The 13898-nt window shown below is 39.3% G+C and carries 10 protein-coding genes; all 10 read left to right on the forward strand.

Annotation, left to right across the window (positions count from 1 at the left end; translation table 11 throughout):
- Positions 1-137: 137 nt before the first annotated feature.
- Positions 138-740 (forward strand): PilZ domain-containing protein, encoded by a 603-nt coding sequence (locus tag GQR87_RS11090; protein ID WP_158969307.1) that lies wholly within the window; start codon positions 138-140, stop codon positions 738-740.
- A complete protein-coding gene (mfd, locus tag GQR87_RS11095; protein ID WP_158969309.1) occupies positions 740-4234 on the forward strand; it encodes a transcription-repair coupling factor in 3495 nt (1164 codons plus the stop codon). The genes GQR87_RS11090 and mfd overlap by 1 nt, the downstream gene beginning before the upstream one ends.
- Positions 4234-5835, forward strand: a complete 1602-nt coding sequence (locus GQR87_RS11100) for a CsiV family protein (RefSeq protein ID WP_158969311.1) — start codon at positions 4234-4236, stop codon at positions 5833-5835. The genes mfd and GQR87_RS11100 overlap by 1 nt, the downstream gene beginning before the upstream one ends.
- 75 nt (positions 5836-5910) lie before the next feature.
- Positions 5911-6282, forward strand: a complete 372-nt coding sequence (locus GQR87_RS11105; protein ID WP_158969313.1) for a glutathione S-transferase N-terminal domain-containing protein — start codon at positions 5911-5913, stop codon at positions 6280-6282.
- Between the two features lie 253 nt (positions 6283-6535).
- Positions 6536-7762, forward strand: a complete 1227-nt coding sequence (locus GQR87_RS11110; RefSeq protein ID WP_158969315.1) for an amidase family protein — start codon at positions 6536-6538, stop codon at positions 7760-7762.
- Positions 7762-9357: a gamma-glutamyltransferase family protein gene (locus GQR87_RS11115; RefSeq protein ID WP_158969317.1), complete on the forward strand. Its 1596-nt coding sequence runs from the start codon at positions 7762-7764 to the stop codon at positions 9355-9357. The genes GQR87_RS11110 and GQR87_RS11115 overlap by 1 nt, the downstream gene beginning before the upstream one ends.
- 35 nt (positions 9358-9392) lie before the next feature.
- Positions 9393-10217, forward strand: a complete 825-nt coding sequence (locus tag GQR87_RS11120; RefSeq protein WP_158969319.1) for a sulfite exporter TauE/SafE family protein — start codon at positions 9393-9395, stop codon at positions 10215-10217.
- A 4-nt stretch (positions 10218-10221) separates the two neighbouring features.
- Positions 10222-11457: an alanine--glyoxylate aminotransferase family protein gene (locus tag GQR87_RS11125; RefSeq protein ID WP_158969321.1), complete on the forward strand. Its 1236-nt coding sequence runs from the start codon at positions 10222-10224 to the stop codon at positions 11455-11457.
- A 15-nt stretch (positions 11458-11472) separates the two neighbouring features.
- The gene (locus GQR87_RS11130) at positions 11473-12723 is read left to right on the forward strand and encodes an allantoate amidohydrolase (protein WP_158969323.1); all 1251 of its coding nucleotides are present in this window, start codon (positions 11473-11475) and stop codon (positions 12721-12723) included.
- A gap of 254 nt (positions 12724-12977) precedes the next feature.
- Positions 12978-13781 (forward strand): triacylglycerol lipase, encoded by an 804-nt coding sequence (locus GQR87_RS11135; RefSeq protein ID WP_233267245.1) that lies wholly within the window; start codon positions 12978-12980, stop codon positions 13779-13781.
- The last annotated feature ends 117 nt before the right edge of the window (positions 13782-13898 follow it).

Here is a 13898-nt window from a genome sequence, read left to right on the forward strand (position 1 = left end):
TATTGAATGTTGATGAATAATACGTGCTTGATGGCTATGTCACAAGTAAAGCATATGTTTCATTACGCCAATTGTTAGTATGTAGAACTGCTTTTGTGAATGATCAATAATAACCAAATCATAGACTCGGGGAATGAATGGATAAATTAACTCTGCAGCAGAAACATGAACAATTCAGTGAATTCTTTATGATTAATCACGATCTCCCAGTCAATATACGTGAACTTGCACGTGACTTTGCTTTACCTGATGTTGATGATCTACACAACCACATGCCCTATACCTTTCAAGTGGCCAGTGAGATAGGGGCTATAGAAAGCAAAGCATTGCGACCTTTACGTAATTTAGGTGAGCATGCTAGTGAATTAGTGGAATTTCTCAATCATCAATCCCGCAAGATTGATTTAATGATGTCACTTATTTTACAACAGCAATCAGATCCAGCAGAGCAATTTTATTCTGTTCAATTTGGTGGCGGTGGTATCACGATTAGTACCGACAAACCAATTGATATAGGTACAAAAATCGAACTTAAACTTTTTCTTCGAGAAGAAGCTTGTGCCATATTTTGTTTTGCTGAAGTAATCACTTGTAAGCCCCACCAAGATACGTACCATATATCCCTAATTTACACTCGTATTCGTGAAGAAGACCAAGACTTATTGGTCAAAGCGAGTCTCCATTTACAAGCGATTGCCTTGCGCAAACGAAATAAGCAAAAACAAAACGAACAAAATTAATGACTCTTAGTATATTTTCACCACCGTTACCTAACAACACTCAAAAGTCTAAAAACGATATTCGTCATTGGGGTTCACTCCAAGGAAGTAGTAACGCTTTAGTCATTGCCAATGCAGCAAATAATGCCGACGGACCAATCTTACTAGTAACTGCTGATACCCCTAGCGCTATCAAGTTAGAAAAAGAGCTAGATTATTTCTTAGAAGATCAAACTTTAGAAGTACAATTATTTCCAGACTGGGAAACCCTTCCCTATGATAATTTTTCACCTCATCAAGATATAGTCTCACAAAGATTAGAAGCACTTTATCGACTCACACAAGGTGATAAACGCATATTTATAGTGCCCATCAATACCTTGATGATGCGCATGGCGCCAGTAGATTATATTGGCAAATATTTGCTTATACTGAAAGTTAAGCAAAAATTGGCCATTGATAATTTTAGATCAGGTTTAGAACGTGCTGGCTATTTGCATGTTAACCAAGTGATGAGTCACAGTGAGTTTTCAATACGCGGTAGTATTATCGATTTATTCCCTATGGGTAGCCAACATCCGTTCCGCATAGATTTATTTGATGACGAAATTGATACCATTCGCCATTTCGATCCTGAGACACAGCGCTCAGGAGATAAGATTGATGAAATAAAATTATTACCCGCCAGAGAATTCCCAACTGATAAAGAAGCCACTAGTTTATTTAGACAACAATATTTAACAAAATTTGATGCTAATAACAGTAAGGAATCGGTTTTTCATCAAGTAGGCAAAGGATTAATGCCTGGCGGTATTGAATATTTCTTACCCTTGTTTTTTACCGAAACAGCCACCTTATTTGATTACCTGAATCAAGATACTACAGTGTTAATGCACGGTGACTTACATAAAGCCCATGAACATCATTGGAAAGACGTTAATCATAGATACGAACAACTAAGATACAATTTAGTCAGGCCGTTACTTCATCCTGCAGATATATACATGCGAGACGAGGAGTTATTTGCCGCTCTGAAAAATTGGCCCAGAGTACAAATACAATCTGAGAACCTAGATAAAAAGTCTGGGCATTATAACTTTGCTACGTCTGTTGTAACCGAGGTGGCCTTAAAACCACAGAATAAAATCCCTTGGACTGGATTAAAACAGCAAATAGCCGATTGGCAGTCTAAAAAAGTAAAGGTTTTATTCAGTGCCGAATCAGCTGGACGCCGTGAAGGTTTATTAGAAATATTAACTAAAGCTGATATCAAACCTAAACATTTCAAACATTTTAGCGATTTCATTTTAAGTGATGACGAAATAGGCATTACAGTTGGCCCTGCCGAATTTAGCTTTTTGTTGTCAGATCCTGAATCAGATATAGCCTTTATTACAGAAACCGAATTACTGGGTCACAAAATAAGCCATAGGCGTAAAAGAGATACCCGCCAAGGCACAGATGAAAATGCCATTATCCGCAATTTGGCTGAATTGCGTTTAGGCCAGCCAGTGGTACATTTTGATCATGGTGTAGGACGCTATTTAGGCTTACAAACTCTGGATGCCGGTGGCGTCACCACAGAATATTTATCCATTGAATATGCGAAAAAAGCCAAACTTTATGTACCTGTTGCTTCATTACATTTAATCAGCCGTTACAGTGGTGGTGATATCGATCATGCACCTTTACATCATTTAGGTAATGACACTTGGACTAAAGCTAAAAATAAAGCTGCCGAAAAAGTACGAGATGTAGCAGCACAACTGTTAGACGTTTATGCCAGACGAGCAGCGAAACCGGGCTTTGCCTTTAAAATTGCTTGGGATGAATACCAAGCATTTAGTGATAGTTTTCCTTTTGACGAAACGCTAGATCAACAAAAAGCAATTAATGCTGTTATTCAAGACATGGGTTCTGCTAATGCAATGGATAGATTAGTCTGTGGTGATGTTGGCTTTGGTAAAACAGAAGTGGCCATGCGCGCAGCGTTTATCGCAGCTAACCAGGGCAAACAAGTAGCGATTTTAGTGCCCACCACGCTGCTGGCCCAACAACATTTTGAAAACTTCAAAGAACGCTTTGTCAACTGTCCCTTTAGAATTGAAGTGTTATCACGCTTCGTTAGTGCGAAAGATGCCAAACAAGTCATTGCCAATATAGAAGAAGGTAAAATCGATATTGTGGTGGGTACGCATACCCTGTTACAAGAAAAGCTTAAATTTAATGACTTGGGCTTAGTAATAATTGATGAAGAACACAGGTTTGGCGTACGTCAAAAAGAGAAGTTTAAAGCATTACGTTCAGACGTAGATATTCTAACGTTAACCGCCACACCTATTCCTCGTACCTTAAATATGGCACTCAGTGGAATGCGCGATTTGTCGATTATTGCGACTCCGCCTGCCAAACGTTTACCTATTAAAACTTTTGTGCAACAGCGCAATAAAGAGCTTATTCGCGAAGCTATCATGCGAGAAATTCTCCGTGGTGGTCAAGTGTACTTCTTGCACAACGAAGTAGACACAATTGAAAAAACAGCCGAAGAGATAAAAGAAATTGTTCCTGAAGCCCGCATTTCAATTGGCCATGGGCAAATGCGAGAACGTGAATTAGAAAAAGTCATGACAGACTTTTATCACCAAAGATCAAACGTGCTTCTATGTACAACCATTATAGAAACCGGTATTGACGTACCCTCAGCCAATACCATTGTAATGGACAGAGCGGATCATTTAGGTTTAGCGCAATTACACCAATTACGTGGTCGTGTAGGTCGTTCACATCACCAAGCTTATGCTTATTTATTAACCCCACACCCTAGACGTTTAACAAAAGATGCAAAAAAACGACTAGAAGCAATTTCTTCTCTGGAAGAACTTGGAGCTGGTTTTGCTTTAGCCACTCACGATCTAGAAATTCGTGGGGCGGGTGAACTTTTAGGTGATGGTCAATCAGGTCAAATATCCAGTATCGGCTTTACCTTATACATGGATATGTTAGAACAAGCTGTCGAAGCATTAAAAGAAGGTAAAGAGCCTAGTTTAGATAAGGCTTTATCTGAACAAACAGATATAGATCTGCGAATACCTGCACTAATACCTGATGATTATATTCATGATGTGAATACACGTTTATCTTTGTATAAAAACCTAGCTGGTTGTAAAGATGAACGAGCAATAAACGAATTACAAATCGAAATGATTGATCGCTTTGGTTTATTACCGCAAAGCACCAAGAATTTATTAGACATAGCCTTGTTAAAAATCAAAGCTAAAATAATTGGAATCAGTAAAGCAGAGGGTACGAGTAAAGGAGGGTTTGTTGAGTTCTCACAAAAAACTCAAATTGACCCAGGTTTTATTATTAAGTTGATACAGTCACAACCAAGAGTGTATAAGTTAGACGGACCACAAAAATTGAAATTTAACGTGCCTACTGAATCAGCCGCAGATAGACTAGCTATGTTTAAAGATATCCTTGATCAATTTAGTCAACAATTGCGTCCAGCATAATGAGTAATATAAGTAAAATGCAAAGTGTATTAACTAGTAGTATCAAAAAGGCAGTCACTTCACTTGGTGTGGCTGTAGTCACTTCAGCTGTCTTAAATTCATCGGCTTATGCGGCTGATAAAGAATGGTGGTTTGATGTTGAAGTCATCGTTTTTACTCGAGATTTGTCTACCAGCCCTGTAGCAGAGGCTTTTACTCAATCTTCTTTATTGCCCGCTGCTACTGAGCATACAGATTTAATTACTTCTTATTTAACACCTGATTTGACTTATATGCGCGGAGATTTACCTTTTTGTCGTCAGTCAAAACTCGCAGCCATAGAACAACAGAGACAAAAGGATTTTGCATTTCCTCAACCTATAGTTGAAGCAGAAGAACAAACAGGTGAGCAAGTAGAAAACTCAATTCCTGAACTCGTATCAGTGCAGACTGATGAAACAGTAAATACGGAAACCACGACAGACGAGAATTTTGAATACCAAGTAGCCACCACAGATATATTTGCTGACCAAGACAAAGATTCGGCTTCTAAGCTTGCCTCAGCAGCACCTGCTCTAAAGGACAAAATACAAGAAACAGAATTAGCAAAGCAATTGACTGAAGAGTCATTGAACGAAGAATCCGCAATTCAATATTTACCAATCACCATTAACTGGATTGAATGGCAAATACCTGCTCAATTGCCTTGTGCCTATGCTGAACAAGTCGAACCATCAATTGAATTTTTACCCCAAGTAGAAAGTGAAACAGTATCCAAAGATCCGCTGACATTAATTAGCCAAGTGCCTAAGGTGATTAATGGCGTTGAATGGTTAAATAAATCACAAGCGCCATTTTTATTGCCACAAGATCAACTGCGCATGACAGAGCTGTATACCAGTATAAAAAAACAGCGTGGGATTGAACCTATGATCCACCTAGCTTGGCGTCAACAAGTGACTTTTGGCGCTGACAATGCCCAAGGTTACCGTTTGTTTGCCGGTGATAATTTTGCCGCACAATTTGATATTAACGGTCAACCTAAAATTCAACAAGATGTATTAAATCAAGTACAAACTGAAACGGTTGTTGTTGATGACGAATTGTATATACCTAAAGAAGAAAGAGAAAAGTTATCAGCCAGCGAACTGGAAGAATTGATAACAAAACTTAAGCCTAATACAACAATAAACGAGCTTACTGAAGAAGACCTTTTAACTAAAATTGAACAAGCCTTACTCAGTGAAACTATTATTGACAAGGATTTACCCACTAAACAAACACCAGATCAAACAGAGTTGTTGGCAGAACTCACACAACTATGGGGGGTAGACGGTTTTATTAAAGTCTACTTACAAAATGTCGGACGTGTTCCTTATTTACATATCAATAGTAATTTAGATTATCGACATCCAATATTAAACCAACAAACATCAAGTCAAATATTGGCTAACGGAGGTAAACCTACTGAACATTTACAAAGTGTAAATTTTAACCAACTGAGACGGGTTATCAGTAAACAAATACATTATTTTGATCACCCCTTATTTGGTATGGTGGTGACGATAAATCGTTACAATTGGCCGGTTGAAAATACAGATCCAGTAACAGATAATGAATAAGTTAAAGGCACTTAATCTTTATTAATATTACGCATATAATGCGCCGTCAAAATATCAACTAGCTGAGTTTTATAGATGAAAATAATCATTAACCTTATCCGTAACCTACTGGGTGGATTAATTGCATTAGTCGATGTAATCACCCGTGGCACTAAATTAAAAAGAACACCTGAAGCGCAAAAACGGGTAGAAGATGAAACTAAAAGTTTAGCTTTGTATCAATTTTTTGCCTGCCCGTTTTGTATTAAAACCAGACGTGCCATGTACAAATTAAATTTACCCATAAATAAACGCAATGCATCTCAAGGCTCTGTCTATCGAGACGAATTGTTAGCAGCAGGCGGCAAAGTTCAAACTCCTTGTCTACGAATTGAAAAAGATGGTCAAGTAGAATGGTTATATGAATCATCTGAGATCATCAAATATTTACAAAACCGTTTTGCTTAGCTATAAATAGCTTTCCATCAATAGAACAAAATACCTAGCTATATTGTCACATTAAATATCGCCCCAATTCGGGGCTTTTGCACCAAAATATTCATAGTTCAATCTGACTATAATCAAAAACCTGACCAGATAGACAGGTTTCGACTTAGGCTGTATACTGGCATCAAAATTGCCTTAATTAAAAACATATCAGTGAACTATAAATAATTCACATAACCTAATTATGTTATTAGCCAGCCTTTAGAGTCGACACATGAGTAAACCGCAAAAAAATCACAATGGAATATTCTGTAACCACGGTCCAAAAAATTGGTCTTTAGTGGATATCAATGACAGCCAGAATAACAGCCCATTAATTGCTAAACGTCTAGCAGTGAAAGATCTATTTTCTGTTAAGGGATATAAAAATTCAGCAGGTAACCCTGATTGGCTAGCGACTCATGATGTTGCGTTAAACACTGCAGATTCGTTACAAACTCTGATGAGTAAAGGCTGTACCTTTGTTGGTTTTACTCATACAGATGAAATTGCATATAGTTTAGAAGGTAATAATATTCACTATGGCAGCGCTGAAAACCCCAAATTATCAGGCCATATGTGTGGTGGCTCCTCTATGGGCTCTGCTGCTGCTGTGGCAGCGGATCTAGCTGATATAGGTCTGGGTACAGATACTGGTGGTTCAATCAGGATCCCAGCCAGTTACTGTGGTTTATATGGAATTAGACCTAGCCATGGACTGATCTCAAATAAGGGTTTAATTGGTTTAGCTCCAGAATTTGATACCACGGGTTGGTTTACTCAAGATGCCACTTTATTAAAACAAGTGGCTGAAGCATTGTTACCCACACAAGCCGTCAAAGCAGTCGACACTTTATTAAGTTGTGATGCTTTATTAGAGTTAGTTGAAGGTAATTACAGACAAGCCTTAGATAACTGTTTATCCCACATTACCCCTAATTTTAAGCAACATAAAAAATTAAAAATTAGCCGTACATTATTATCTCAATTGCCTGATTCATTTAGGATATTACAAGGTAGAGCAATTGCTCGAGAACATAGAGTATGGTTAGAACAAAGTCAGCCCAATTTTGCACCTGGCATCCAACAAAGGTTTAGTATGGCTTTAGCTCTTACCGAGCAAGATGAATTAGAAGCAAGACAAATTCAAAGCCAATTAATAGCGCTTATACAAGGTAATATGACAGACCAAACATGCTTATTTTTACCAACTACACCTACTGCAGCACCTAAAATTGGCCAAAGCATTGATGACTTAAGAATGAAACTGATTAACTTGTCGGCCATTGCAGGTTTAACTGGCTCGACTCAAGTGCATATGCCGCTAACAGTCGCCCCAGTTAAAATAAACAACCAATTGGTACCATATGGTTTTTCATTAATGATGTTAACAGGGCAAGACCAAAGTTTGCTTACTCTATGTCAGTCTCTTAGCCAACAACTTGAATGGAAACATATTTAATGTCAGATAATAGCTCCCCATCATCCATTGCTTTTACTGCACCACACTGGGCTGCTACAGAAGCAGGGATCGACATTCTAGAAAATGGTGGTAGTGCGGTTGAGGCTATGGTTGCAGCAGCTGCGGTAATATCCGTTGTTTACCCTCACATGAATTCAATCGGTGGTGATGGTTTTTGGATTATTGATAATCAACAGTCAGTTTCACCCATTGCCATCGATGCTTGTGGTCGTAGTGCCGCCAATATACAAGCTTATAGCGATTTAACTGATATTCCGGCTAGAGGCGGAATGAGTGCTCTAACCCAAGCGGGTACAGTACAAGGCTGGCAAATAGCTCTTGAGCAAGATCAAACGGCAAGTTTACCTTTGAGCAAAATTTTTCAACACGCGATTCATCATGCTGAATCTGGGTTTGAAGTCACAAACAGTTTACATGATGGGGCGATTAAATTGTTCTCTGTGGAACAAAGAAACGCCCACTTTAAATCCTTATACGAATCTAATAACCAAGTGTTACAACCCAAAAAACAATTTTATAATCGAAAATTAGCAGACGTATTTCGTCACTTAGCTACATATGGATTATCTGCTTTTTACCATGGTGAATTAGCCGACAGTTTTGCTGAAGATTTGCAGCAAGCAGGCAGTCCCCTCACCTCTGAAGATATTGCCAATACACAAGCTGAAGTTGTCAGCCCTTTATCTGTACAATTAAGTAATGCTCAGGCTTTTAACTTACCCGCCCCTACTCAAGGTATTCATTCTTTGCAGATTTTAGCTATGTTAGACCAGCTTAAATCTAAGGTATCAACCCAAGCCCAGTGGTTGCATTTAATTGTTGAGGCGACGAAACAGAGTTTTGATCAACGAAAAACTATTTGGGCTGATCTGGCTATATTAAACATTGAATATCAACAAGCCTTATCAGCTCAAACTATCACTCAATTAGCCAATAATATTGATTTAACTCAAGCTAAACCATGGCCTTTTGACGCCGCCCCAGGAGATACCGTATGGATGGGAGCAAAAGATAAAAATGGCCAAATGGTCAGCTTTATTCAGAGCATTTATTGGGAGTTTGGTAGTGGCATAGCCATGCGTGATGGTGGCTTTGTTTGGAATAACCGCGGCGTCAGTTTCAGCTTAGATAAAAACAATATCAATTGTTTACAGGCTAATAAAAAACCGGCCCATACATTAAACCCAGCTTTTGCTAAATTTACCGATGGTCGTCGACTCGTTTACGGCACTATGGGTGGCGAAGGCCAACCACAAACTCAAGCTGCTATATTCAGCAATTATGCTTGGCGACAGCAGTCTCTACAAAAGGCCATTAGTAATGACCGTTGGTTATTAGGACGCACTTGGGGTGATAGTGCAACAAATTTAAAAATCGAGAATAATTTAGCCAAACAAGTCGCGACAGAACTTACTGCCAAAGGGCATGATTGGCAAAGCGTAGACAATAACAACGAAATGATGGGCCATGCAGGCGCAATTGTTTTTTCAGCACAAGATAACTTGCTAGAAGCTGCCAGCGACCCTCGCTCTGATGGTGTGGCTCAAGTACATAATCTATCAATACCAATTTAATAACAGATAAAATTTTAATCAAAGGATAATATTAAGTGGATGAAATAATTCAATCTTGGCCAATCATAGTGACACTCATTGGCACAGGGATATTTGCCGGTTTATTAGCAGGGCTATTTGGTGTGGGCGGCGGTATAGTAATAGTGCCAGTACTTTACTTTCTGCTGCAAACATTTGGCGTGAGTGCTGAATCAGCTATGATGATTGCCACAGCAACTTCTTTAGCAACCATAGTTCCTACGGCAATATCGACAATAAAAGCACATTACAAAAAAGGCAATGTAGATGTACCTTTACTAAAGTATTGGGCTGGATTTATTTTACTTTTTTCTGTGTTAGGAAGCTTATTAGCCCATGAAATAAAAGGCAATGCGCTGACGCTTATGTTTGGCTGCATAGCCTTAACCGTCAGTTTAAATATGCTGTTTAGAGCTGGCGCACCTGCTACATTTTCGCAATTACCTGGTAAAGTCGGTCAAGGATTTCTGGCTAGTATAGTGGGTGGTTTATCAGTCATGATAGGTATCGGTGGTGGCACTATAGGTGTACCACTGTTAACTGCATTTAATGTCAGAACTCATTTAGCGGTGGGCACTGCTGCAGTATTTGGTTTTTTAATTGCCTTACCTGGAGTAGTCACATTGTTAATCATTGGTACTACACCTGCTGATGCCCCTTTCGGAACTTGGGGTCTGATTAACTTACCAGCGTTCTTTATCATTATTCCTTTAACCATACTGTTTGCCCCCATTGGTGCAGCACTCGGCGCAAAACTAGACCAAAAACAATTAAAACGAGCTTTTGCTTTTGTTTTACTTATCACCAGTTCTCGCATGTTATATCAAGCAATAGGAGCTTAAAAAGATGTCCCATTCATTTATCGATGCATTAAATCCACCACAACGTTTGTTAATGGGCCCGGGTCCTATCAATGCAGATCCTAGGGTATTGCGCGCAATGTCAGCGCAACTAATTGGTCAATACGATCCGGCCATGACAGGTTTTATGAATGAAACTATGGCTCGTTATCGCCAGGTATTTAAGACCCAAAATCAATGGACCTTTTTAATTGATGGTACTTCAAGGGCTGGTATTGAGGCAGTGCTTATATCCGCACTGAGACCTGGTGATAAAGTACTAGTCCCCATTATGGGCAGATTTGGACATCTATTAGCAGAAATAGCAGAACGGGCGCAAGCTGAAGTTCATACAATCGAAGTACCTTGGGGGGAAGTATTTAAACCAGAACAAATTGAAGCAGCTATTAAACAAGTTCAACCTAAAATGTTAGCCATGGTGCAAGGTGACACTTCAACCACTATGAATCAACCTCTTGAACACATTGGCGATATATGTAAACAACATGATGTTTTGTTTTATTGCGACGCTACAGCGTCAATTTTAGGTAATACACTGTTAACTGATGAATGGGGTTTAGATGCGGTTTCTGTAGGTTTACAGAAATGTCTCGGCGGCCCTTCTGGCTCTGCACCTGTTACTTTTAGTGAAAAGTTTGTGCACTGGGTTCGTAGTCGTAAAAAAGTAGAAGCGGGTATTCGTACTGCAGCACACCAAGACGGAATTGAACCTATGATCCGTTCAAATTATTTTGATTTACCTATGATTATGGATTACTGGGGTGAAGAACGCCTCAATCATCATACTGAAGCAACCAGCATGCTGTATTGTGCATCTGAATGCGCCCGAATCGCTATTAATGAAGGTATAGATGAAGCAGTGGCTCGTCACGAATTACATGGCCAAGCTATGTTATTGGGTGTTCAAGCGCTAGGCTTAAAAGTCTTTGGCGACATCAGCAATAAAATGAACAATGTGGTGGGTGTCTATATCCCCGATGAAGTTGATGGCGACAAAGTACGCGGTCAAATGTTGACTGATTTTGGCATTGAAATAGGTACTTCTTTTGGCCCACTACATGGCAAAATTTGGCGCATAGGCACAATGGGTTACAACGCACGTAAATCAGCAGTGTTACAAACATTAGCCTGCCTAGATGCGTGTCTACATGCTAATCATTACAAAGGCCCTCAGGGCGAAGCCAGTGCTGCGGCACTTAATTTTTATGCTAGCCAAGCTTAGGTTGTAATTATAATCATGCACATACTTGAAGACTCAATTGCAGAAAAATATAGTCAGACAGCATTAGACCATTGTGATGAGTTAGCACAAGTGAGTGAATTAGATCAAGGCATATTAAGACAATATCTAACTAGCAAACACAAAGCCGGCCATCAACTCGTTGAAAAATGGATGCAACAAGATGGGTTGAGCACTTGGCAAGATCAAGCTGGTAATCAGTGGGGCCGTTTAGCTTGTAATAATCCTGATGCGCCCAGCTTAATACTTGGCTCCCATCTCGATACTGTGCCTAATGCTGGAGCCTACGATGGTATTTTAGGAGTATTACTCGCTTTAGAGTTGATAAAAGTGGCAAAAGCTAAAGGGTTAGAGTTTCCATTTCATATTGACTTAGTGGGTTTTGCTGATGAAGAAGGCACCCGTTTTGCCACAACTTTGATTGGTTCTCATGCCATAGCAGGAAAATTTAACAGTAAATGGTTAGAGGCTGTCGACAAGGACGGTATTACCATGGCCGAAGCCATGGAACAATTTGGTCTAAAACCTGATGAAGTAGTGAATGCTTATTTAAATCCCAAAAAGGTATTAGCCTATTGGGAAGTGCATATAGAACAAGGCCCGGTACTTGAAGCTCATGATATTCCATTAGGAGTAGTAACAGCTATTGCTGGTGCCAAACGGGCAGTCATTTCTTTTGCTGGACAAACGGGCCATGCGGGCACCTCCCCTATGAATCTGCGCAAAGATACTTTAGCCGCTGCTGCCGAACTCACCTTAGCTATAGAGGATATAGCCAAAAGTTGTACCCATCAAGAGGTGGCGACTGTTGGTAATATTAGCGCTAAACCTGGTGCCACTAATGTCATCGCAGGTTATTCTGAAATGACGCTAGATGCCAGAGCACAAGATAACGAACATCTAGAAATCTTAGTATCAAAAATTTTAGACAAAGCCAAACAAATTGCAGCCAAGCGTGATTTATTAATGACTTGGAAATGGACTCACCAAGCAGAAGCTGTGCAATGTGACAAAGGTATTCAAGCTAAACTTGCCTTAGCATGTGAAGCCAATAAGCAGCGCCCTTATTACCTACCCTCAGGTGCAGGCCACGATGCTATGGCTGTCGCTTCACTATGTCCTGTAGGAATGTTGTTTATTCGCAGTCCAAAAGGGATAAGTCATCACCCAGATGAATCAGTCATTCATGATGATGTAACACAAGCTTTGAAGGTGATGTATAGCGCATTATCGAGTTATAGTTTATAAAATAGTGTTTAAAAACAGTCGTTAGAAACGATGGAGTAGATTGAAGTAACAAATGAAAAATGCGGCTTTTTGAGTTGCGTTAAATCCAAACCATCTACTATGAAGTCGCTAACAAAGTTGTTAGCGACTTATACCTGCATCTAAAATATGTTCTTTGCATATATCCAAGTTTGTGAAAAAATGCGGAAAACACATGGTTTGGATTACAATAAGAGCTATCTAAATTTGAATAAGGCTAATACCAACTCTAATAAATGTTCACTCAGCAGGAATTTAATGGCATTGGTATTGGTATTGGTATTGGTATTGGTATTGGTATTGGTATTAAGTGCAAACTAATAACTTTACGGATTATTCATATCAAGTTAATCACACTAGTCTTTTTAATATGTTTTTCTTTCGGCACGCAAGCTTCATGTGTGGTTCTACTGCATGGTCTTGCTAGAAGCGCTAGTTCGATGGAGACTCTAGAGCAAGTTCTTGTGACTGAAGGTTTTTTACCTATCAATGAAGGTTACCCATCAAGAGAGGGATCTATCGAAATTCTAGCCGAGTTAGCGATAAAATCGGCTTTAGAAAAGTGCCCTAAAGATATGCAAGTCAATTTTGTTACTCACTCACTGGGTGGAATTTTAGTGCGCCAATATCTGAGTAAACACAAAATAACCAATTTAAATCGCGTCGTCATGCTTGGCCCACCAAATCAAGGAAGCGAAGTAGTAGATAAACTTAAAGATGTACCTGGTTTTCACTTTATCAATGGTGATGCTGGCATGCAGCTTGGTACAGGTGAGTTAAGCATTCCCAACACTTTAGGTAAAGCCAACTTTAACCTGGGAATTATTGCCGGCACAAGAAGCATAAATTTAATTTTATCATCCCTTATTCCCAGCACAGATGACGGCAAGGTTTCTATAGAAAGTACCAAGCTAGAAGGCATGAATGACCATATAACCATGCCAGTCACACACCCCTTTATGATGAAAAACAAAAACGTCATCACTCAGGTGATCAATTACTTGAAAAATGGCAGTTTTGAGCATGAAAGCCGCCAATAACAGCCCATTTTGTTCATCTGACAGTCGGTGTTTATTTTTTAAGCTTTATTTGACATATATGTACGCTCACGGTTTGCCAACTATTTGCCTTTGCCTTCGTGTTGATTTTCAGCATAA

This window comes from Paraglaciecola sp. L3A3 (genome assembly GCF_009796765.1).
Lineage (GTDB): Bacteria > Pseudomonadota > Gammaproteobacteria > Enterobacterales > Alteromonadaceae > Paraglaciecola.